Source organism: Halosimplex amylolyticum, from assembly GCF_051414035.1.
GTDB classification, from domain to species: domain Archaea; phylum Halobacteriota; class Halobacteria; order Halobacteriales; family Haloarculaceae; genus Halosimplex; species Halosimplex amylolyticum.
Map to the genome: position 1 here is coordinate 701,823 of NZ_JBLKNW010000002.1, position 21,982 is coordinate 723,804.

Below are 21,982 nucleotides of genomic sequence, written 5' to 3' on the forward strand. Positions count from 1 at the left end.
CGCTTATACTCCGCAGGCCAGTACCACGGGGCAATGAGTCGCTCCGGCGAGTTCTGCCCGCGCTGCGGGGACGCCATCGAAGCGGACCTCGACGCCCGACCGGCACGGCCGGGGGCCGAGGGGACCCGCAACCCCGATAGCGTGCTCTGTGACGGCTGTTACTTCGAGGAGTTCGACCTCGTGGAGGCGCCCGACCGGATCGACGTGCGCGTCTGCTCGCAGTGCGGCGCGGTCCACCGCGGCAACCGCTGGGTCGACGTCGGCGCCCAGGACTACACCGACGTCGCCGTCGAGGAGGTCTCCGAGGCGCTGGGCGTCCACCTCGACGCCACCGACGTGAGCTGGGAGGTCGCGCCCGAACAGGTCGACGAGAACAACATCCGGATGCACTGCCAGTTCTCGGGCGTCGTCCGCGGGACGCTCGTCTCCGAGGAAGTCGTCGTGCCCGTCAAGATCGCCCGCCAGACCTGCGAGCGCTGCGGCCGGATCGCCGGCGGCTCCTACGCCGCGATCGTCCAGATCCGCGCCGAGGAGCGGACGCCGACCGAGGAGGAGCAAGAGCGCGCCCAGGAGACGGCGGAGGCGTTCGTCGCCGAGCGCGAAGCCACCGGCGACCGCAACGCGTTCGTCACGGAAGTCTCGGAGGTCGACGAGGGGCTGGACATGAAGATCTCCACGAACCAGCTGGGCCAGGGGATCGCGAAACGCATCGTCGAACAGCAGGGCGGCACCTTCGAGGACTACGAGACGCTCGTCACCGAGGACAGCGACGGCAACGAGGTCTACCGGGTCACCTTCGCCGTGCGCCTCCCCCGCTATCGCCCCGGCGAGGTCATCGACCCCGAGGACGGCGACGGGCCGGTGCTCGTCCGGAGCGTCCGCGGGAACCTCAAGGGGACCCGACTCGCGACCGGCGAGCGCTACGAGGCGAGTTTCGAGGCGGGCGACGCGCCCGACGCGCGGCGGCTGGGAACCAGGGAGGACGCCCAGTGGACGACCGTCGTCGCCGTCGAGGACGAGAACGCCGTGCAGGTGCTCGACCCCGAGACCTACGAGGCCAAGACTATCTCCCGGCCCGACTACTTCGACCCCGCCGCCGACGAGGTGCCCGTGATCAAGAGCCGCGCCGGACTGCACGTGTTACCGGACGAAGGGGGCGACGAGCAGGATGGCTGACGGCGGTGAGTTCCCGGACGAAGAGCGACTCGCGGTCGTCGTGGACAAGCCGCAGACCGAGGCGGTGATCGCCGAACTGGAGGTGGAAGGCGTCTACGACGCTGACCGGTCGGTCCGCGAGTACGACGAGGGGAGCGTCTCGGTCCCGGTGACGGCGATTCCCGAGACGGTCGAGTATAGCGAGGTCGTCCGGCAGGTCGGCGAGCCGCGCCTGCGGGACCTGGCCGACCACCTCCGCGAGCGCGGCTGGTCCGACGACGAGATCGACCGCGCGCCATCGTCGTGGGCGGTCCTCGGGACGGTCGTCCTGGTCGACGTGGGCGACGCGCCCCGACCCGACGAGGTGGGCGAGGCGCTGCTGGCGCTCCACGGCGCGGCGGACACCGTGCTCTCGCGGGGCGGAATCTCGGGCGCCCACCGCGAACCCGACGTGACCGTCCTGGCCGGTGTAGGCGACACCGAGACGGTCCACCGCGAGCACGGCACCGTCTACGCGATGGACCTCGCCGAGGTGATGTTCTCGCCGGGGAACAAGGCCGAGCGCGCGCGCATGGGCGAGGTCGTGACCGAGGGCGAGCGGGTCGTCGACATGTTCGCCGGCATCGGCTACTTCGCGTTGCCGATGGCCCGCGGCGGCGCCGAGGTGACGGCCATCGAGCGCAACCCGGACTCGTTCCGGTACCTGCTGGAGAACGTCCAGCGCAACGAGGTCACCGACCGCGTCCAGCCGTATCGTGCGGACTGTCGGGACGTCGTGGCCCAGACCGATCCGGCGACGGACGTGACCGCCGACCGCATCGTGATGGGCTACTACGAGGCTTCCGAGCCACGCTCGGAAGACAGTCGGAGCTCCTCCGACGCTTCCCACGAGTACCTCGACAGCGCGCTCGGGGCGCTCGAACCGGGCGGCATCGTCCACATGCACGAGGCGACGCCGGAGGGGCTGGTCCCTGATCGCCCTGTGGAGCGGCTGCGCGACGCGGCCGCCGCGTGCGGGCGGTCGGTCGACGTGCTCGACACCCGGCGCGTCAAGGGCTACAGCGAGGGCGTCGCGCACGTGGTCGTCGACGCCCGCGTCGAGTGACTGATACGGTATCAATTGGCACGACGCGACCGGTCCGACGGCCGCCGCCACCACGGTAGTTTTTATCCCATGGGCGGGAAAGGTCCGAACATGGCGCGGGGGCCCTACGAACGGGTGCTGGAGACGCTCGAAGACCTGGACGCCCGACTGGCAGGGCTGGAGGTCGGCTACAACGAGACGAACGCCACTGCGGCCGAGGATCTCGTCGCGAAACTGGGGGAGTTCTTCGAGAGCGATCCGGACCACTACGTCGCGTTGCGCGAGGCGGTCGATCGCCTCGTCGAGACCGAGGACTCGACGCACGCCGCCACGGCCAAGGAGCACGCCGACGCGCTCAGGGACCGCGTCGAGGCCCAGATCGACGAGGAGTAGTCGGGTCGCTCGTATCGGGCGGCCAGAAACTCGCACTTTCCGAGAGCCGGTGGGCTGACACGGTCACGAGCTGTTCGAGTTCGGTACCGTTGGAGACGGTTCGTCTACTCAGTTCGTCGTGCTTGTTGAGTAGTTGTTTCTAGTTGGGCTATTGTGGAAGGAAGTCGGGCTGTGGCCGCAGGCGGCTGCAAGCGCTGAAAGCTTTCGGCACGCTCGCTGGCAGTGTTCTGGCCCGCAGCGGACAACGTACGTTGAAAGCCCTCGGCACGCTCGCGGTCGCTGAGCGGGATATCCTCGGTCGCTGCGCTCCCTCGGATAGTGCCCGCTCAGGCGACTGAACTGAACGCGAGCGCACCTCGCCCTTTCAGTCCACCAGGGAACCCCGCAACAGCACCGCGCCACAGACCTCCCCAACCGATTGCGGTGCTCGCTTCGCTGCGCTCCTCATCCCTCGCGCGGTGTTGTCGCGAGACGAAACTCGCGACAGCGCGCGCCACCGGAATCGGTCAGTTTACAGGCTATACCGAGCGAATACAGGAGGCGAAGAACAGATGCGAGATGCGGTGGGCGGCCGCTCACAGCCAGTCGACGAACGACCCCTCCAGCAACGTCTCTTTCTGATTGTCGACGTAGGTCGACTGCATCCCCCAGATGGCCTCCGCGAGCGGGACGTTCTCGTCGACGGCGGCGGCGACGTGGTCGTGTTTCCAGCGGGCGGGCGTCTGCCGGCGGTCGGCGCGCTCGCGCAGCGGCCGGACGTACCGCCGGGCCGCGTCGGTCGGGAGACCCTGCGTTTCGAGCCCCTGTCGCGCGGCCTCGAACAGTTCGCCGTAGACCCGGTCGAGGTTGGTCGTCTCCGCGCCGTCGTTGGTTATCCAGGTCATCTCGGCCGCGAGGCCGTCGCGACTGGCGGCGTAGAAGTTCTCGCGGGCGGTCTCCCACTCCATGCCCCTGACCGGGTGTTCGATGCTGGTGAGCGTGGTCAGCAGGCCGGCGAACACCGCCTGGAAGCTGACCGCGTCTCGAACCGTGGGCTGGGCCGGGATCGGGCGGAACTCGATGCGGGCGTTCGCCGACGATCGGTTCGCGCCGTCGAAGACGGGGCGGACCCACCGCCAGTAGCTGCCGTGTTTGTGGCGCAGGTGCCCGAACGCGTCGTCGAAACGGCCCCCTTCCTCCACTTCCATCGGGACGATGGTCTCGTCGTCGAGGATGTCGTCGATGGCCTCCTCGACGCTCTCGAAGTCCGGCGGGAAGCGCACCTTGTCGGGCGCCTCGTCGCCCGCGGGGTTGAGCACGTCCTCGAAGACACCGATCCGGTGTTCCATCCAGGCGTCTTCGACGATGGTCTCGTCGTCGGCGTCGTCGTACAGATCCGGCGGGAAGAAGGGGGCGTTGACGCCGAGCGCGAGCAGCGGGCCGGCGACCCGCAACGCGTAGCGGAAGTACTCGGGGAGGTCGGGAGCGTGGGGGATCTGGTAGTGCGGTTGGATGGAGGTGATGAGGCTCTCGGGCATGACGGTGTCGGCCCGCAGGGAGACGTGCGGCGCCTCGATGCGCATACCCGTCGGGTAGTCGGTGTTGGCCATCGCGTGGTAGCGGGCGGCGTCGGACATGTTGGTCGCGATCCGGACGCCGCCCTGTTCGACCGAGTCACAGAGGTAGTCGGTCGCCGTCTCCCCCGTCGGCGGCACCGTCCAGAGCCCGTCGCTGACCAGCCGGATGTCGTCCCGGTCGGTCCGCTTCAGCGCGGGCGCGAGGTTGGCTTTCAGCTCGGCCTCCTGGGCGGCGAGGCCGTGCTCGTTGAGGGGCTGGGGGCTAGTCTGCATCTCGGCGTTGTGCAGCCCCAGCTCCTTCTCGAAGCCGATGAGCCCGAGCAGGCTCCGGGGGACGCGCCGGAGCGACCCCGAGCGCGCGTCGACGGCGTACAGTTCGAGTTCGAGGCCGACGATGGCCTCCGTGTTGTCGAAGGTGCCGTCGCGCACCTCTTCTTTGAGTCGCTCGGCCTCCTCGGCGGCGCGCCGGTCGAAGTCCTCGGCGTCGACGGACAGCACCTTGCGGACGCGCGCCGCGAGTTCGGAGCCGGACATATCACCTCGTTCGACCGCCGCGATACTTGAAAGGCGCGGGCCTCGCGAGCGCCGGCGGGGCCGCGTTGCTCCGACCCGCCGTCAGCTTCAACTCGCCGCTCCGCGAAGCGAGGGTATGTCCGGGACTGGCTCGCCCATCGATCGCCTCCGTCGACCGGAGTACACGGGGGCAAACCGCTGTCTCCCGTGTACGATACTCAACGTCGCCATCGCCTCCGTCGCGACGACGCTGCTCGTCGCGTGGCTCACCGCCGCCGGTTATCCGGCGGTCGGGCTGTGGGTCGGGACGGCCCTCCTCGTCCTCTCGCTCGCGGCCATCTGGTTGCGCGGGTATCTCGTCCCCGGGACGCCGACGCTGACCGAGCGCTACCTGCCCGAGTCCGTCCTCGCCGCGTTCGGGAAGGCGCCGCCGGACTCGCCCGACGGCATCGCCGCGGGCGCCGGCGAGGGGGGATCGGCCGGGCCGGCGGCGACCGCCGGCGAGGACTCGACCGACGCGACGGCCGCCGGGGAGGCGCCCGAATCCCTGGACGTCGAGTCGGTGCTCGAACGAATCGACGCCATCGAGCCGTGCCGGGGGGACGACCGCTGTCTCACCGACGAGTTCGCCCGGGCGTGGGGTGACGAGACCGACGCCGTCCGAGCGGCCGAGGACCTGACGCCGTGGCTGGAGCGGCTCGGTCTCGAGGGCGGTGACGTGACGACGGCAGACCACGGCGGCGCCTTCGCCGTGACCGTCGACGGCCGGCGCGTCGGCACCTGGGCGTCGCGCCCGGCCTTCGAGGCGGACCTCGCCGCCGGCTCGCTGTTGGCCGACCGCGTCGCGGAGTGGGCGTCGCTGCCCGCGCACGCACGCGGACAGATCTGCAACGGCCTGCGGATCTTCCTGGAGACCTGCCCCGGCTGCGGCGGTCCCGTCTCGTTCGGGACCGAGACCGTCGAGTCCTGTTGCTCCAGCCGCACCGTCGCGGCGGTCACCTGTGACGACTGCGACGCTCGCGTCTTCGAGTCGCCCGTCGACGAGGACCAGGCCGCGGCCTGACCGGCGCCGGCTATCCGAAATCCGAGTCGGTCACGTCGGCGAGCCGATCGGCGCTGGCGGATCTGTCCCCCGCTTCTCGTCCAGAAACGCCCGTTCGTCCTCCGAGAGGGCCGGGGCGTCGGGGTCGTCGTCGCGCTCGCGGTAGACGTCGAGACCCGCCTGGTAGGTCGCCCGCGAGCGGTCCGGGTGGGCGGCGGTCGCGTCACTATCCCCGTCTGTTCCGTCGAGCGGTCGGTCGAGGACGAGTTCGGCGACGCCGGTCTCCTCGCCGGTGAACCGGAAGCCGGCGCGGTACAGCGCCTGGTAGGCGAAGGGGTTGTTGACGGCGATGCGGGCGCGGTCGTAGCCGCGGTCGCGGGCGCGGTCGGCGACGAACGCGGCCAGTCGGGGGCCGATCCCCTCGCCGCGGCGGTCCTGCCTGACGGTGATGTAGCGGATCCAGCAGGTCCCGCTGTCGGTGCGGTCCTCGTTGAACGCGGCGGCGGCGACCACGTCGGCGGCGGCGTCGCCGTCCTCGGTGACGGGTGGTCCCGTGGGTTCGTCCGGATTCCCCTCGCCCTCCGCGCCGCTCGCTCGCTCCGCGGGGTCGCGGACGACCGCTTTCCCCGTGCTCGACATCACGAACTTGCCGGCGTAGCTGAACTCGCGATAGTCCAGCGTGACCGTCGGGCCGTCCGCGGGCCACCCCAGCAGCACGTACTCCATTGCCGGGACCTACCGGACGCGGCCCCTTGTACGACGCGGTGAGTGCCGACACACGAGTGGTTCGAGCGACTGACGCACCCCGACCGATCCGTAGACCCAGCCGAAAGCGGCTCCCGACCGAAGATCGTTTTCGGGCCGTTTTCGGGCCGATCCCGAGCAGTTCCGCGGCCCACCGTTAAGCCGAACGCGTCCGTACGGACGGTCATGCCACTCGGCGACGTGAGCGCCTTCGACCGCTTCGCGCGGGCGTACGACCGACTGATGTATGCCGCCGACCCAGCGACGCTGCACGCCGGCCTGGATCTGGCGGAGCGACCGGTCGAGGTCCTGCTGGACGTGGGCGGCGGCAGCGGGCGAGCGTCGCGCGCGCTGGACGTGCCGCGACCGGTGGTCGTCGACGCCGCGCGCGGGATGCTCCGGGAGGCCCAGAGCCACGGGCTGGAGGCCGTCCAGGGGGACGCCGCGCGGCTCCCGGTCGGGGACGAGTCGGTCGACGCGGTGCTCGTGGTCGACGCGCTCCATCACATGGCCGACGTCGAGGGCGTCGTCGCGGCGGCGCACCGGGCGCTCCGTCCCGGTGGCGTCCTCGTGATCCGGGAGTTCGACCCGACGACGCTCCGCGGGCGGGGGATCGTCGCGGCTGAGCGCGTCGTGGGGTTCGACTCGCAGTTCTACGCGCCCGGGGACCTGCGCCGACGCGTGGCGGCGGGCGGGTTCACCGCGTCGATCCCCGACGGTGGATTCGGGTACACGGTTGCGGGCGTGAAACCCTCGTAACCGACCACTCTACGCGGAGGCGGTCGCACGGTCGGGGCGGTCCACGGCGGGCGGCGATCGCACGGCCACGACCGGCGACGCTCGGCGACGCTCGGCACCGAACCAGTGAAGGGCCGGCGAGCCCTCGGTTCGACCAATGACATCCGTGGCGAGGGCGATCCGACACCGCGTGGATCCGGCGCCGTTCACGGCGCTGGTCGCACTGGGCGATCTGGTCTGCATCGCGGCGTTCGTCCTCCTCGGCGTGACCGTCGGACACGAGGCCATCGACCCGCTGGCACAGCCGGGCCGCGTCGCGCTCACGTTCCTGTCGTTCGCCGTCGGCTGGGCGGTCACGTCACTCGCGGGCGGGCTCTACACGGTCGCGGCGCGCGCGTCGGTCCGCGCTGCGATCGTGCGGACGGTCCCCGCCTGGATCGGCGCGGCGCTCGTCGCCCAGGGACTCCGGTCGACGGCGGTCTTCCCGGGCGGGGTCGCGCTCACCTTCTTCCTCGTCTCCGTCGGCGTCGTCCTGGCGCTACTGGTCCCGTGGCGCGTCGCGGTGAGCGTCCTGGCCTCGGACGGCTGAACGACGCGGAACCGGCGCGCCGCTGTGGGGGATCGAGAACACCGGCGCGCCGGTGGGAGCCGCCGCGCCGCTGTGAGGGGTCGAGAACACCGACGCGACGGCCGCAGCCGCCGCGCCGAAAGTCAGACCGCAGCGTGGGTCGGGGTACGGTGGGTGGTTGGGGTAGGGAAGGCGGTGGGGGTAGGTGAGGGTAAGTGGGGGGTGAGGGGGTGGGTGGGGTGGGGAAAACGCTCAGGCTGTCCCACGATAGCGGAGGGACCACTCGCTCGCGTCGCCTGTCCGTCGGTCCATCGTCAACACGACTCCTCTACCGGGACGGCTTCCGTGGACTGGATCCACGCTTCGTGGTTCTCGCGGTCGTAGATGACGAACTCCTCGTCGCCGATGTTGAGTTCGGCGTACCGCGGCCGCTCCTCGTCCGTTGCGTGCCGTCCGTCTCTGTCGTCCGTGGCGTTTGGCGTCATGATATCTCGAGTCGACCTGCGCCGGCTCGCTGTCCCTCCGACCCTCACTTTCCAGTCGGATACCATAAGCGCACCTCCTCGAATATCACTTCGTATAATGGATGGTATGCCTCCTCTACCACGGTGGGACAGCCGATCCTACCGGACCGAGGGCGACCGATCCGATCGCAGGACCGGTCGGCCTCTCCTCGATGATTCTGGCAGTTGCCGTCGGCCGGTCACGATCGTTGCGGCGTCCGCCGGGCGAGCCCCGGTGAGCGAACCCCCTGGGATGGCCCCACCGGCGGGAACCATGCACCGCGAAGTCCTCGGGCGTTCAGCGCGATCTATCGCACGGATATCGCCGATTTCGGCCCGTTAGATGGGTGCGCACGCCAGAAATCGGAAAATATAATCGCCATAAGTTATAGAAATAGTTTATAGTGGCGACAGAGCAAATATACAGGGGTGACGAGAAATGATAGGGGAAGGATTCGGGAAACACTTATGTATTACTGCCCTGTATTTTATGATAGATTATGACGCGATACTACGACCTCGTTCTCGGCCTCATCCCGCTCGCACTCGGTGGAATCGCGGCGCTCCTCACGGTCTTCGGCTTCGCGCTCACGACCGCCGTCCCGCTCGCGTCAGTCGTCGCCGTCGGCCTCATCGGCCACGCGATGTTCGTCAACGGCCCCGTCGACGACGCGCGCCCCGCGGCCGACGATGGCGGCTTCCAGCCCGCCGACTGAGCCGACTGCATCCGTCTGCGGCGCTTCGCTTCTCGATATTGCGGTGCGTTTCTTTCCTCGTTTCCGTTCGGTCGCCTCTCGGGGATTCCCCCACGCCTTTACTCACGCTCGCCCTACCGGTGGGTATGACAGACGGAACGGCGCTGTTTCTATCGAGCGACGACGTGACGGGCCTCGCGACGCCGGCGGAGTACGTCGACGCTGTCCGCGAGGGATACCGCCAGCGCGGCGAGGACGCGCCCGCCCGCCCGCGCACGCGACTCCTGGGTGGCGACCCGCCGGGGATGCTCACCGGCTACACCGCGATGCTCCCGGAGACCGGCGCGATGGGCGGGTACATGTACACCGGCGGTTTCGGCTCCGGCGACGCCCACTTCGTCCTCCCGCTGTTCGACGCGGACACCGGCGCGCCGCTGGCCGTCTTCGACGGCGCGAGCCTGAACCCCTTCAAGACCGGCGCGACCGGCGCGGTCGGCGTCGACGCGCTCGCTCGGGAGGACGTGACCGACCTCGCCGTCGTCGGGAGCGGCGCGCAGGCCCGCGGCCAGCTCCGCGCGACCGTCACCGTCCGCGACTTCGAGACTGTGCGGGTCTTCTCGCCCACACGCGAGCACCGGGAGGCGTTCGCCGAGGAGATGGACGCGGAACTCGACCCCGCCGTCCGCGCGGTCGAGTCGAGCGACGGCGCGGTCGACGGAGCGGACGTGGTGATCACCGCGACGAACGCCTCGGAGCCGGTCTTCGACGGCGACGCGCTCGCCGACGGCGCGCACGTGACCTGCATGGGCCAGTACGATCCGAACAAGCGCGAGGTCGACGCGGCGACCGTCGCGCGGGCGAAGTACGTCCCCGACCTCCGCGAGCGCGTCGAGCGCGACGCCGGCGCCTACCTGCTCGCCCGCGAGGAGGGCGCCATCGGCGACGACCACGTCCACGCCGAACTGGGCGAGGTCGTCGCCGGGGTCGAACCCGGCCGCGAGGCCGCCGACGAGGTGACGCTGTTCGACAGCGGCGGGACGGCCATCGAGACGGTCGCCGCCGCGTACATGTGCTACGAGCGAGCGCGCGAGGCGGGGCTCGGCCGGGACATCGACTTCCTCCCCGCGAGCGAGGCGTTCGATTCGTAGGTCGAGAGCGATCAGGAGAGCCAGCGAATGTATCGGCTGTTTCTGTTGCGGGAGTCGTGAACTGAAGTCGAACGGACACGACCGCAGATGATAACATGTGCTGAAAGCCCTCGACGCGCTCGCGGTCGCTGAGCGACATACCCTCGCTCCGCTCGGGTAGAGGTCGCTCAGACGACTAAACTGAACGCGAGCCCGCCTCGCCCCTTCAGTCCGCCAGGACCCACACACCGCTCAGACAGCCACACACCTCCCCAACCGACTGCGGTGCTCACTGCGTTGCGCTCCTCGCCCCTCGCACGGTGTTGTCGCGGCACTGAGGCCGCGACAGCGCGCGCCACCGCTATCGTTCACGCTGGGGGCTGTACTGCTCAGTTCTATCGAGCTTGTTCGACCAAAATCAAGTTCGTGCCTTTCGGGACGAGCCAGCGACCGTCTCAGTAGTCCGGTGGGACGTAGATATTAAGCGTCTCCAGGGGCTCGTCGCCGTCGTTTTCGATCTCGTGGGTCTCGCCGGCCTCGATCACCAGGAGGTCGCCGGCGTCGAACCGCACGTCCTCGCCGTCGACGGTCGCGCGGCCCGAACCGGACACCACGTAGCACCACTGGTCGCTCTCGGCGTGGAGGTTGTCCGGGCCGCCGGTCGACTGGCCGGGCGAGAGCGTCATCTGGGCGGCCTGGGCGTCGTCGGTCGTCAGGCGGACGTCGAAGAATCCCTCGAAGTCGAGGCTGGTGCGTTTCATGGTCGCCCGTCCATTCGCGGGCCTGCCCGTTAGTTCTCCGGGTCGTCGCCGGCGTACGCCGCGGGCTCGCGGCCGTCGGTGAGGAGGTCGTCGACGACGAACGCGGCGAGCTGGTCGCGCATCCGGCGGCTGGCGTGCTCGGCCCCGAGAGTCACCTGGTACATCCGGGCGCCGACGAGCGCGGTGTAGATGGCCTCGCCGGTGGCCTCTGGGTCGACCTCGCGGAAGACGCCCGCGTCGATGCCGTCGGCGACGATGTCGGCGACCGTCTCGACGTTCTTCTCGTAGTGGACCGACAGCTTCTCCCGGAACTCGTCGTTGTGGACGGCCTGGACGCGCAGTTCGAGCAGGGCGAGCGCGAACGTCTCGCGGTCCTCCTCGCCGGGCTCGATCACGAAGCGGTCGATGTACTCCTCCAGACGCTCCAGCGGTTCCTCGGTCTCGGACTCGGCCAGTCGGTCGCCGATCCAGCCGACGATGTTGTCGACGAACGCGAGCAGCAGTTCCTCTTTCGTGTCGTAGTGATAGTGCAGCAGCGAGCGACTCTTGTCGAACTCGTCGGCGATGTCCTGCATCGTGAGGTGGGCGTACCCGTGTTTACACAGCGCGTGGTACGTCGCGCCCATGATCGCCTCGTGCGTGTCTTCCTGCACGTCCACCTCCGAAGCCATATCCACGAGTTATCCGGCCGGGGCAAAAATCTTCCGCGCCGTCGGACCTCGTCGCGAACCGGTGCGGCCGCGGACACCCCTATCGCTCTCCGGCGACTAACAGAAGAGTCAGTATTATGTGTGGCAGGCCGATATGGTGTGGCATGCCACCGGGTGGGCCCGACGACGACGAGTTCGAGGAGTTGCGCGCCGAGGAGTCGAACGCGATGGTCCGGCTGTTCGGGGAATACGGCCGCGGCCAGCGGGCGCGCTTCGCCGTCGGCGGGCTGGCGAGCGTCTTCTCGACGCTGATGGAGCTCGTCCCCGCGTTCCTGCTCGGGGTCGCCATCGACTCCTTTTTCGGCCCGTCGCTCGGCGCGATGCGGCTTCCGTTCGTCCCCGACGCCTGGATCCCGACCGACGCGCTCGACCAGTTCCTCCTGCTGATCGGGCTGCTCGGGGCGTCGCACGTCCTCGGCGCGGCGCTGGGGTGGGTCAACTCCTGGGCCTGGAACGGCTTCTCCCAGCACTTCCAGCACGAGATGCGCGTCGACGCCTACGACGCGATGCAACGGCGGGAGCTGGCCTTCTTCGACGACAAGCAGACCGGCGAGGTGATGTCGATCCTCAACAACGACGTCAACCAGCTCGAGGGCTTTCTCACCAACAGCCTCAACCAGGGCATCGGCATCGTCTTCCGCGTCGGCGGGATGGGCGCCGCGATGCTCCTGTTGAACTGGCGGCTCGGCATCGTCCCGACGATCATCATCCCGGCGCTGGGCTACGCCAGCCTCGTCTTCGTCAGGCGCATCCACCCGAAGTACCAGGAGGTCCGCTCGTCGGTCGGGAAGCTCAACTCCCAGCTGGAGAACAACCTCGGCGGCATCGAGGTCGTCAAGTCCTACACCACCGAACGGTTCGAGACCGGCCGCGTCGCGGAGTCCTCACAGGAGTACCTCGACGCCCAGTGGGACGCCATCACGACGCGGATCGCCTTCTGGCCGACGCTCCGGCTGGTGACCGCCGCCGGCTACACCGCGACGTTCCTCGTCGGCGGCTACTGGGTGATGGCCAACAACGGCCTCGTCGCCGAGCCGCTGCCCTTCTTCAACGGCCCGCTGACGGCCGGCCTCCTCGTGACCTTTCTCTCCTATTCCCGCCGGTTCGTCTACCCGATGCGGCAGTTCGGCCAGATCATCAACGACTACCAGTACGCCGAGGCCGCCGGCGAGCGCATCGTCGGCCTGCTGGACACCCCCTCGGGGATCACCGACCGGCCCGACGCGGTCGAACTCGACGAACTGGAGGGCGCAGTCGAGTACGACGACGTCCACTTCGCCTACGACACCGACGAGGGCGAGGAGCAGGTGCTCGACGGCGTCTCCTTCGACGTCGAACCCGGCGAGATGGTCGGCCTCGTCGGCCCGACGGGCGCGGGCAAGACGACGCTGATGAAGCTCCTCCTGCGCCTCTACGAGGTGGACGACGGGGCCGTCCGCGTCGACGGGACGGACGTGCGCGACGTGACGCTCCACAGTCTCCGCCAGTCGATCGGCTACGTCAGCCAGGAGCCGTATCTGTTCTACGGCACGGTGCGGGAGAACATCGCCTACGGCATCCCCGACGCCGACGACGCGGACATCGAGGCGGCGGCGACGGTCGCCGGCGCCCACGAGTTCGTCGCCGACCTGAAGGACGGCTACGACACGAAGGTCGGCGAGCGCGGCGTGAAGCTCTCTGGAGGACAGCGCCAGCGCGTCTCCATCGCGCGGGCGGTCCTCAAGGACCCCGAGATCCTCGTCCTCGACGAGGCGACGAGCCACGTCGACAACGAGACCGAGGCCGTCATCCAGAATAGCCTCGACGACCTCATCGAGGACCGGACGGCCTTCGCTATCGCCCACCGCCTCTCGACGGTCCGCCACGCCGACACTATCCTCGTCATGGACGACGGTGAACTCGTCGAGGAGGGGACACACGAGGATCTGCTCTCAGAGGACGGCCTGTACGCGACCCTCTGGCGGGTGCAGGTCGGCGAGATCGACGCGCTCCCGCAGGAGTTCCTCGACCGCGCGGCGAGCGGGCAGGCACAGCCCGGCGACCTGGACTGAGTCCTCTCGGGATTTACGCCGTTCAGTCGACGGAGTTTCGACCCGGCACTCAGTGAGGACAGCGTGAAAGTCCCGACTCGACGTGTCCGTGAGCGGAGCGAACGGATGCTCGAACGACTCGCTACGATCGTCTTTCGGTGAACCCGGACGCAGTAAGCCGCGAGGGACCTTCGGTCTCTCGGCCCGCGAGCAGACACTGGAACGAACGGAGGGAGCGAAGCGCACAGCAAGTCCCGGGAGTCGAGAAGTCAGGGGTTTTCACGCTGTTCCAAGCGGTGTTGGAATTCACTGCTGTGGGTCACTTTCCGCCCTTGCCGAGAACCCAACGCAAAAATCCCACAAACACAATTCTCAGTCGATGAGCGACGACCGGTGGGACCTGCTCGCCGTGACGACGGGCGCGTTCTTCGTGACGATGGTCGCTCGATTAGCGCCGAGCCCGCTCGTGCCCGACGTGATGGGGACGTTCGGCGTCACGAAGAGCACAGTGGGCCTCGCGCTGACGGGGATGTGGGCCGCCTACGCCCTCTTCCAGTTCCCGGCCGGCGTCGTCGCCGACCGGATCGGCGAGCGCCGGGTCGTCCTCGCGGCCATCGCCTCCACGGGGCTCGCGAGCGTCGTCCTGGCGTTCGCACCGACGTTCCCGCTGTTCGCCGTCGGCGCAGTCGCGCTGGGGAGCAGCGCCGGCCTGTACTTCACCGCCGGGGCGTCGTTTCTCACCGCGCAGTTCGACGAGACCGGCCGCGCCCTCGGCGTCCACGAACTCGGCGCGTCGGTCGCGGGGCTGGTCGCACCGGTCGCGAGCGCCGCCGTCGCCGCGCGGTACGACTGGCGAGCCGGCATGCTCGTCCCCGCGGGGGTCGCCGCGGTCGTGCTCGTCCTGTTCTGGTGGCGCACGCCCGCGACGCCGCCGACCGACCCCGACCAGTCGCTGGCCGACCAGCTGAACGTCTCCCGTCTGACCGCGCTGCTCACCCGCCCGTCCGTCCTCCTGACGACCGTCCTCGGCATGGGCGGCTTTTTCACCTGGCAGTCCTTCTCCTCGTTTTTCCCCACGTTCCTGGTCGAGTACGCCAACCTCACAGAGGGGCGCGCGAGCCTGGTGTTCGGCGGCGTCTTCGCGCTCACCATCGTGGGCGCGCCCGCGCTCGGGTGGGCCTCCGACAGGACCGGCCGCGACGTCGCCATCGCCGGGTCGTTCGCCTCCGGCGTCGCCGGCTACGCCATCCTCCTGTTCGCGACCGGTCCCGCGGCCCTGGTCGCCGGCGCGACCCTCGTCGGCGGCGGCCTGTTCTGGCCGGGCGTCGTCAACTCCCGCTTCATGGACCATCTCGCGCCCGACGAGCGCGGCACCGGGTTCGGCCTCGTCCGGAGCGTCCTGCTCCTGGGCAGTTCGCTCGGCAGCGGCGTCACCGGTGCGCTCGCCGACGCCGTCGGATGGCCCGCCGCGTACGGCCTCGTCGCCGCCGTGCTCGCCACTCTCCTCGCAGCCCTCGTCGCTGTCCACGCGCTGGGGATCGACGCCTGAGTTCACCGCCCGGCGGACCGACTTCGGGCGGCGCGGGTCGCACTGATCTGACTAACACGACAGTTAGTTTTTTGTGACGACACACGGTACCGGATGGCATGTCATGGGGCTTCTCGGGTGGCAACGACGACGCGGACGCGTTCGAGGACCTCCGGGAGGGGGCTGAGCGGCCGATGTGGCGGCTATTCAGCGACTACGGGCGCGGGTACACGGCCGAGTTCGCGCTCGGCGCGGTCGCCAGCGTCGTCGCGCGCTTTCTCGAACTGGTGCCGGCGCTGGTCCTCGGGGTCGCCATCGATTCGCTGTTCGTCGGCGACGAGCAGTTCACACTGCCGCTGGTCCCCCAGCGCGTCGTCCCCGTCACCCAGGAGGGGCAGTTCTGGTTCGCCGTCGGCGTCGTCGCGGTGGTCTACCTCCTCACGGCGTCGCTCAACTGGGTGAACTCCTGGGCGTGGAACCGCTTCGCCCAGCGCCTCCAGCACGAGGTCCGCGTCGACACCTACGACGTGGTCCAGCGCCTGGACATGAGCTTCTTCGACTCGAAACAGACGGGGGAGATCATGTCCATCCTCAACAACGACGTGAACCAGCTGGAGAGCTTCCTGACGAACGACCTCAACGCGGGCATCCGCATCGGCGTGCTCGTCCTCGGGACCGGCGCCGTGATGGTCTGGCTCAACGCGCAACTGGCCGCCGTCGCCCTCCTGTCGATCCCCGTGCTCGCGGTCGCGAGTTACGTCTTCGTCCAGAAGATCGGGCCGAAGTACGGTCGCGTCCGCGGGTCGGTCGGCGCCCTCAACTCGCGCCTGGAGAACAACATCGGCGGCATCGAGGTCGTCAAGTCCTACGGCCGGGAGTCCTTCGAGCGCGAGCGCGTCGAGGACGCCTCCGAGGACTACCTCGACGCCAACTGGGACGCGATCACGACGCGGATCAAGTTCTTCCCCTCGCTCAGGGTGATAACCGGCTTCGGCTACATGTTCACCTTCCTCGTCGGCGGCTACTGGCTCCTGTTCGGCCCGCCGCGGGTCGCCGTCGCCGGGGCGACCGTCGGCTTCTCCGGCGGGATGACGCTCGGGACGCTCACGCCGATGCTGCTCTACTCCCGGAGGTTCCTCTGGCCGATGCGCCAGTTCGGCAACGTCGTCAACAACTACCGCTACGCCTTCGCCGCCGCCGAGCGCGTCGTCGGCCTCATGGACGACCCCCAGCGCATCCGCGAGAATGAAGACGCCGTCGACCTCGACGGCGTCGAGGGCCTCGTCGAGTACGAGGACGTCAGCTTTCGCTACCCCGAGGCCGACGAGGGCTCCATCGAGGACGTGACCTTCGCCGCCGAACCCGGCGACTTCGTCGGCCTCGTCGGCCCGACGGGCGCGGGCAAGACGACGCTGCTCAAACTCCTGATGCGGCTGTACGACCCTCGGGAGGGAGTCATCCGCGTCGACGGCCACGACGTCCGCGACGTGTCGCTGTCGAGCCTGCGCGGCCACGTCGGCTACGTCAGCCAGGAGCCGTACCTCTTCCACGGGACGATCGAGGAGAACGTCGCCTACGGGCTCGAAGCCGACGACGACGAGATCGTCGAGGCCCTGCGGCTGTCCGGCGCGATGGAGTTCGTCTCCGACCTGCCCGACGGCATCGAGACGACCGTCGGCGAGCGCGGCGTGAAGCTCTCGGGCGGCCAGCGCCAGCGCATCGCGATCGCGCGTGCCATCCTCGAAGACCCCGAGATCCTCGTCCTCGACGAGGCGACCAGCCACGTCGACAACGAGACCGAGGTGCTGATCCAGCGCTCGCTGGAGGGGCTGACCGCCGAGCGGACCACCTTCGCCATCGCCCACCGCCTGTCGACGGTCCGGGACGCCGACACCATCCTCGTCATGGACGACGGGCGGGTCGTCGAGAAGGGCACCCACGAGGAGCTGCTCGCCGCGGACGGCCTGTACGCCAACCTCTGGAGCGTCCAGGTCGGCGAAGTCGACGCGCTCCCCGAGGAGTTCGTCGAGCGCACCGCCGAACGCGAGCGGGCCGGACTTGACGACTGACACCGCTCCGGGCGTACCACGTCGAGCGGTCAGCTCCGCTCGCGACGCAGTTCCCGGTCGATGCTGTCGGTTTCCGGGCCGTCGAGTTCCAGTTCCAGGCGCCGTTCGAGTTCCGCCTCCGATATCTCGCCGTTCGCGTATCGCTCGCGGATCCGGGCGACCCCGTCCTCGCCCGTGCCGTCGGTCCTCGCCGTGCGGGACCGTCCGCGGCCGGCGTCGCGTTCGGGCGCCCCGTCGTCCGAGAGCCACGTGAACAGTTTGAACCCGCCGTAGAGGAGGGCGGCGACGGCCAGAAGCGTCACGGCGGTCGTCACCAGCGCCCACACCAGGCCGACGATCGCGGAGACGACCGAGAGGACGACGCTGACCAGGATGAACGCGCCGATCGCCAGGGCGGCGACCTTCAGCACTTTCGCGAGGGCCATGTGCCGACGTGGGTTCTGAACGGCAAAAGGTCTGTCTCCGGAGCGCTCGGCCAGCCATCGGTCCGGGCTCTCGGGGGTGGAGGGGCGCCCGCCCCGCTCACGCGTTGGCGGTCTCGCGTTCGGCCTCGGCGAGGTCTTCGACCAGGTCGACGCCCGAGAAGACGACCTTCGCACCGCTGGGTTCGCTCTCGGTCAACGCCACGTCCCAGCCGTGTGCACGGGCGATGGCGTCCACGATGGCGAGGCCGAGGCCGGTGCCGTCGTCGGTGGTGCTGTACGCGTACTCGAAGACCCACTCGCGCTCGTCGGGCGAGACGCCGGGGCCGTCGTCGGCGACGAAGAAGCCGTCGTCGGTCCGGCCGACGGTGACGCTCACAGACGGGCCGCCGTGCTCCACCGCGTTCCGGTAGAGGTTCTCGAAGACGGACTGCAGGCGCGTCGCGTCGGCGTAGACCCGGATCTCGGCCCCGGGAGCCACCTCCAGCGTCGCGTCGCCGGTCTCGGTCGTCTCCCAGGCGTCGCGGGCGACGGCGGCGAGGTCGACCCGCTCGCGGTCCTCGATCGTCTCGCCCTCGCGTGCCAGGGTGAGCGTGTCCTGGATGATCTGGTCCATCCGTTCGAGCGCGTCGGTCGCTTTGTCCAGGTGCTCGCCGCCGTGCGTCTCGTTCGCGATCTGGACCCTGCCGTGCGCGACGTTGAGCGGGTTCCGGAGGTCGTGCGAGAGCGTGCCGGCGAACTGCTCCAGCTGGGTCGTCTGCTGTTCGAGGTCCCGGACGTGCTGTCGGCGTTCGGTCACGTCCCGGAGGACGAGCGTGTACCCCTCGACCGTCTCCCGCACCGTCAGCGGCGAGGCGGTGACGTCGTACTCGCGGACGCCGCCGCCGGCTTCGAACCGGGTGAACGACGGGGCGAACGGCCCGGTCGCCGTCCCCGCTGCGACCCCGCCGGTCGCGTTCGCCCCGTCGGGAGCGGTTGTCGCCTCGGTCGCGTTCTCCCCGTCGGGAGCGTTTGCCGTCTCGACCGCGCCCGCTCCCTCGCCGGCAGTCGCCGTCGCGTTCTCGCCGACACCGCGCCGGTCGCCGGTGGCGACGAGTCCCGGGATCACCGCGTCGACGGGTTCGCCCTCGTGGGCGGCCAGTTCCGGGAAGGTGTCGGCGGCGCTCTGGTTGTAGTCGAGCAGGCGTCGGTCGCTGTCGACGACGACGACGGCGTCGTCGAGGATTTCCAGGGCGGTCTCGCGCGCCAGCGGCGCGAGGTCGAACAGCTGGTGGCGGAAGACCGCCCAGGCGGCCAGCGCGAGCGACCAGGTCGACCCGACGACCAGTGCGCCGTCCAGCGGACCCGGGAGGACGCCGAAGAACCACGCGTTGAGGACGACGAACGACGAGAGGTAGCCGACGAACAGCGCGGCGGTCTGGGTGCGGCGGACGCCCGAACCGAAGAGGAGGTACGCGCCGAGCAGCCCGAGGACGCCGTAGTAGACGAGCGTCTGCGGCAGGAAGAAGACGAGCGAGAGCGTCGTCGGCTCGGCCCCGACGTACGGGAACGGCGAGGCGGTGACCTCGTAGCCGCTCCAGATGAGGTAGTGGTAGGGGTTGGTGGCCTGCAGGCCGACGTAGACGGCGTAGACGCCGACGACGCCGACGAGCGCCGCCCGCGGCAGCTCCCGCAGGTTCCCGGTGTACGCGAGGGTGAACAGGAACCACCCGAGCGGGACGAGCGTCGCCACCCCGCTGTGGGCGCTGAAGAAAACCACCGCCAGGTCGCGGGTCGCCACCAGCAGTTCGCCCATCACGAGCGCCCCCGTCAGCGCGTAGAGAGCGGCGATTCCCGCGAACAGCCGCCCCGGGACGCTCCCCTCGTCGTCCCACAGCCAGACCGCGACCGTCGCCGCGACGACCGTCGAGAGGGCGACGAGCCCGAGGTAGACGCTCTCAGAAACCACGATGTCTCATACACGGTAGTCCGTGATAAAAACGTTCCCGCTGGTGTCGACGCACGCGCGACCGTCGCTCGCCGTCGCGACGGACCGACGAAGCCAAGCGGCCGGGCCCCCGAGACCCGGGCGATGAACGTCCGGTTCCTGGGCGGGGCGCGGGAGGTCGGCCGGAGTGCCGTCCTCGTCAACGACCGGCTCCTCCTCGACTACGGGGTGCTGACGGGCAACCCGCCCCGGTTTCCGGTCGAGCGCGTCGACCCGGAGGCCGTCGTGGTCTCCCATGGCCACCTCGACCACGTCGGCGCCGTCCCGTCGCTGTGCTCGGGCGACCGTCGACCGCCGATCCACTGGACGCCGCCGACGCGCGAACTCGCGCTGACGCTCGCCCGCGACACGCTCAAACTGCACGGCGGGACCTACGACTGCCCGTTCACCGAGACCGAGGTCCGCCGGGTCACCCAGGTCTCCGAGACCCACGGCTACCGCGAGTCGTTCGAGGCGGCCGGCCACGAGGTCACGTTCTACAACGCCGGGCACATCCCCGGGAGCGCGCACGTCCTCGTGGACGACGGCGAGACGCGCCTGCTGTACACCTCCGACTTCCACACCGACGACCAACGATTGGTGTCCGGAACCACCGCGCGACCCGACGCCGACGTGGTGCTCTGCGAGTCGACCTACTCGGACGTCGAGCACGAGGACCGCGCGACCATCGAGGACCGCTTCGCCGAGAGCGTCCGCACGACGATCTGGCAGGGGGGAACCGTCGTCGTCCCCGCGTTCGCCATCGGTCGCACTCAGGAGATGCTGCTGGTCTGCGAGGCCCACGATATCGACTGCTACGTCGACGGGATGGGCAAGCAGGTCACGCGGATGCTCCGGCGCCACCCCGAGTTCGTCCGCGACGCCGACGCGCTCCAGCGGGCGACCTCGTCGGCCCGGTTCGTCGACGGCCGCGACGGCCAGCGCCGGCGCATCGCCGACCAGAACACCGTGATCGTGACCACGAGCGGGATGCTCTCGGGCGGGCCGGCGATGACGTACATCCCCGCGATCCGGTCGAGTCCGACCAACAAGGTCGCGATGACGGGCTACCAGGTGGAGGGGACGCCCGGCCGCGACCTCCTGGAGACGGGGAGCGCCGAGATCGACGGCCGGCGGATGCCCGTCAGCGCGCAGGTCGAGTCCTACGACTTCTCCGCCCACGCCGACCGCGACGGCCTGCTCGACTTCCTCGACGCATACCGCGACGCCGATGTCCTCGTCAACCACGGCGACCGCTGCGAGGCGTTCGCCGGGGAACTCGACGGAGACGGATTCGAGGCGTCGGCCCCGACGGTCGGGGAGGCGGTCGAGATCTGACCGCCCGCGTCGCTCACCCGAGGACGCCGAGTTCGGCGAGCAGGATCAGCCCGGTGACGATCGGGAGGCTGCCGATGATCGTGAGAAACACGACGGTACCGACGTAGTCGGCGGTCGAGACGGGCGCATCGTCGTCGTCCGCGAACTCGACAGAGAGGACGAGCGGCGTCACCGCGGCGGGACCGGCCGCGAGGACGACGAACGCGGCGGTCACCGTCGGGTCGCCGACGTTCACCAGCAGGGCGACGGCGAGTGCGACGACCGGGGCGACGAACAGTTTCAGCCCGACCGTCGGCAGCGTCTCCCGAACCGTCGCCGCCAGGTCCATCGACTCGACCTGCAGCCCGAGGATCAGGAGGAAGACGGGGATCGAGGCGTTGCCGAGCAGTCGGAGCGTCTCCATCGCGGTCCCGTCCTCGGGCGGGACGAGGCCGAGAGCCGTCGCCAGGCCGGCGGCGACCAGCGCCCAGACGACCGGTTGCGTGAGGACGCGTCTGAGTCCGTCGACGTACGCGTCCCCGTCACCGCCGGTCGAGAGGAGGTAGATCCCGAGGGTGTGCAGGAGGACGTTCTGGACGAGGACGAACAGCACCGCCGTAGAGCGGCCGACGGCGCCGAAGGCGAACGAGGTGACGGGGATGCCGAAGTTCCCGGCGTTCGGGACGGCGGCCGCCATCGCCGCGCCGTAGGCGACGGGCCCGTTTCGCCCCCGGAGCCGGCCCACGCCGAGCGCGAGCACGCCCATCGCGAACGTGAACCCGACCATCGCGGCGACGGCGGCGGTGACCGTTTCGAGGTCGGCCGTGAGCGTAACGAGCGTCTCGAAGACCAGCGCCGGCAGGAGCACGTAGATGGCGGCGGCGCTCAGCCCGTCGGTGTCGACTTCGCGGACGCGGCCGAGCAGGTAACCGACGACCGCGATCGAGAGCGGCGGCGCGACCGAGGAGAGAAATATCGACGGGAGCGAGCCGATCGCGTCGAGTGCCTGCACGGTATCGGCTACGGGGACGCGATCGCTCCGGAAAGTCCTGACGACTCGG

Annotated in this window: 20 protein-coding genes; 12 read left to right on the plus strand and 8 right to left on the minus strand. The window is 69.6% G+C overall.

Features of this window, described 5'->3' with window-relative positions; genetic code table 11:
• Positions 1 to 33: 33 nt before the first annotated feature.
• The 3 genes from ACMGFE_RS13825 (at position 34) to ACMGFE_RS13835 (ending at position 2,632) form a co-directional block, all read left to right on the plus strand.
• The gene (locus ACMGFE_RS13825) at positions 34 to 1,176 is read left to right on the plus strand and encodes a 60S ribosomal export protein NMD3 (protein WP_436925798.1); all 1,143 of its coding nucleotides are present in this window, start codon (positions 34 to 36) and stop codon (positions 1,174 to 1,176) included.
• Positions 1,169 to 2,260 (plus strand): class I SAM-dependent methyltransferase, encoded by a 1,092-nt coding sequence (locus ACMGFE_RS13830; RefSeq protein ID WP_436925799.1) that lies wholly within the window; start codon positions 1,169 to 1,171, stop codon positions 2,258 to 2,260. Before ACMGFE_RS13825 ends, ACMGFE_RS13830 begins: the two co-directional genes overlap by 8 nt.
• 90 nt (positions 2,261 to 2,350) lie before the next feature.
• Entirely contained in the window at positions 2,351 to 2,632 is a 282-nt protein-coding gene (locus ACMGFE_RS13835) for a hypothetical protein (RefSeq protein ID WP_436925800.1), read from the plus strand.
• Positions 2,633 to 3,207: 575 nt separating this feature from the next.
• Here ACMGFE_RS13835 and ACMGFE_RS13840 read toward each other — a convergent pair.
• Positions 3,208 to 4,722 carry a glutamate-cysteine ligase family protein gene (locus tag ACMGFE_RS13840; protein WP_436925801.1) on the minus strand — a complete coding sequence of 505 codons (1,515 nt, stop codon included), beginning with the start codon at positions 4,720 to 4,722 and terminating at the stop codon, positions 3,208 to 3,210.
• A gap of 115 nt (positions 4,723 to 4,837) precedes the next feature.
• On the opposite strand from ACMGFE_RS13840, the gene ACMGFE_RS13845 reads away from it, so the two are divergent.
• A complete protein-coding gene (locus ACMGFE_RS13845; RefSeq protein ID WP_436925802.1) occupies positions 4,838 to 5,764 on the plus strand; it encodes a DUF8054 domain-containing protein in 927 nt (308 codons plus the stop codon).
• A gap of 30 nt (positions 5,765 to 5,794) precedes the next feature.
• Here the strand turns inward: ACMGFE_RS13845 and ACMGFE_RS13850 are convergent, their stop codons facing one another.
• Entirely contained in the window at positions 5,795 to 6,469 is a 675-nt protein-coding gene (locus tag ACMGFE_RS13850) for a GNAT family N-acetyltransferase (protein ID WP_436925803.1), read from the minus strand.
• Between the two features lie 204 nt (positions 6,470 to 6,673).
• Here ACMGFE_RS13850 and ACMGFE_RS13855 point away from each other — a divergent pair, with 204 nt between their 5' ends.
• Complete coding sequence (locus ACMGFE_RS13855) at positions 6,674 to 7,246, plus strand: class I SAM-dependent methyltransferase (RefSeq protein WP_436925804.1); 573 nt, start codon at positions 6,674 to 6,676, stop codon at positions 7,244 to 7,246.
• A 136-nt stretch (positions 7,247 to 7,382) separates the two neighbouring features.
• The gene (locus ACMGFE_RS13860; protein WP_436925805.1) at positions 7,383 to 7,814 is read left to right on the plus strand and encodes a DUF3054 family protein; all 432 of its coding nucleotides are present in this window, start codon (positions 7,383 to 7,385) and stop codon (positions 7,812 to 7,814) included.
• Positions 7,815 to 8,107: 293 nt separating this feature from the next.
• Here ACMGFE_RS13860 and ACMGFE_RS13865 read toward each other — a convergent pair whose 3' ends face one another.
• Positions 8,108 to 8,278 carry a DUF7331 family protein gene (locus ACMGFE_RS13865; protein ID WP_436925806.1) on the minus strand — a complete coding sequence of 57 codons (171 nt, stop codon included), beginning with the start codon at positions 8,276 to 8,278 and terminating at the stop codon, positions 8,108 to 8,110.
• Positions 8,279 to 8,796: 518 nt separating this feature from the next.
• On the opposite strand from ACMGFE_RS13865, the gene ACMGFE_RS13870 reads away from it, so the two are divergent.
• Together ACMGFE_RS13870 and ACMGFE_RS13875 are read left to right on the plus strand one after the other, a co-directional pair.
• Positions 8,797 to 9,012, plus strand: a complete 216-nt coding sequence (locus ACMGFE_RS13870) for a DUF8015 family protein (RefSeq protein ID WP_436925807.1) — start codon at positions 8,797 to 8,799, stop codon at positions 9,010 to 9,012.
• 125 nt (positions 9,013 to 9,137) lie between these two features.
• Positions 9,138 to 10,139 carry an ornithine cyclodeaminase family protein gene (locus tag ACMGFE_RS13875; RefSeq protein ID WP_436925808.1) on the plus strand — a complete coding sequence of 334 codons (1,002 nt, stop codon included), beginning with the start codon at positions 9,138 to 9,140 and terminating at the stop codon, positions 10,137 to 10,139.
• Positions 10,140 to 10,573: 434 nt separating this feature from the next.
• On the opposite strand, the gene ACMGFE_RS13880 is transcribed toward ACMGFE_RS13875, so the two are convergent.
• Positions 10,574 to 10,879 (minus strand): cupin domain-containing protein, encoded by a 306-nt coding sequence (locus ACMGFE_RS13880; RefSeq protein WP_436925809.1) that lies wholly within the window; start codon positions 10,877 to 10,879, stop codon positions 10,574 to 10,576.
• Positions 10,880 to 10,908: 29 nt separating this feature from the next.
• Positions 10,909 to 11,550 (minus strand): TetR/AcrR family transcriptional regulator, encoded by a 642-nt coding sequence (locus ACMGFE_RS13885; RefSeq protein WP_436925810.1) that lies wholly within the window; start codon positions 11,548 to 11,550, stop codon positions 10,909 to 10,911.
• Between the two features lie 143 nt (positions 11,551 to 11,693).
• Between ACMGFE_RS13885 and ACMGFE_RS13890 the strand changes: the two genes are divergently transcribed.
• From ACMGFE_RS13890 to ACMGFE_RS13900, 3 genes are all read left to right on the plus strand, one after another.
• Positions 11,694 to 13,640 (plus strand): ABC transporter ATP-binding protein, encoded by a 1,947-nt coding sequence (locus ACMGFE_RS13890; RefSeq protein ID WP_436925811.1) that lies wholly within the window; start codon positions 11,694 to 11,696, stop codon positions 13,638 to 13,640.
• Positions 13,641 to 13,998: 358 nt separating this feature from the next.
• A complete protein-coding gene (locus tag ACMGFE_RS13895) occupies positions 13,999 to 15,168 on the plus strand; it encodes an MFS transporter (protein WP_436925812.1) in 1,170 nt (389 codons plus the stop codon).
• A gap of 98 nt (positions 15,169 to 15,266) precedes the next feature.
• Complete coding sequence (locus ACMGFE_RS13900; protein WP_436925813.1) at positions 15,267 to 17,216, plus strand: ABC transporter ATP-binding protein; 1,950 nt, start codon at positions 15,267 to 15,269, stop codon at positions 17,214 to 17,216.
• 29 nt (positions 17,217 to 17,245) lie between these two features.
• Here the strand turns inward: ACMGFE_RS13900 and ACMGFE_RS13905 are convergent, their stop codons facing one another.
• Together ACMGFE_RS13905 and ACMGFE_RS13910 are read right to left on the minus strand one after the other, a co-directional pair.
• Complete coding sequence (locus ACMGFE_RS13905) at positions 17,246 to 17,641, minus strand: hypothetical protein (RefSeq protein WP_436925814.1); 396 nt, start codon at positions 17,639 to 17,641, stop codon at positions 17,246 to 17,248.
• 97 nt (positions 17,642 to 17,738) lie between these two features.
• Positions 17,739 to 19,586: a sensor histidine kinase gene (locus ACMGFE_RS13910; protein ID WP_436925815.1), complete on the minus strand. Its 1,848-nt coding sequence runs from the start codon at positions 19,584 to 19,586 to the stop codon at positions 17,739 to 17,741.
• Positions 19,587 to 19,709: 123 nt separating this feature from the next.
• On the opposite strand from ACMGFE_RS13910, the gene ACMGFE_RS13915 reads away from it, so the two are divergent.
• Complete coding sequence (locus ACMGFE_RS13915) at positions 19,710 to 20,942, plus strand: MBL fold metallo-hydrolase (RefSeq protein WP_436925816.1); 1,233 nt, start codon at positions 19,710 to 19,712, stop codon at positions 20,940 to 20,942.
• Between the two features lie 13 nt (positions 20,943 to 20,955).
• On the opposite strand, the gene ACMGFE_RS13920 is transcribed toward ACMGFE_RS13915, so the two are convergent.
• Positions 20,956 to 21,933, minus strand: a complete 978-nt coding sequence (locus tag ACMGFE_RS13920) for an AEC family transporter (protein ID WP_436925817.1) — start codon at positions 21,931 to 21,933, stop codon at positions 20,956 to 20,958.
• Positions 21,934 to 21,982 lie beyond the last annotated feature (49 nt).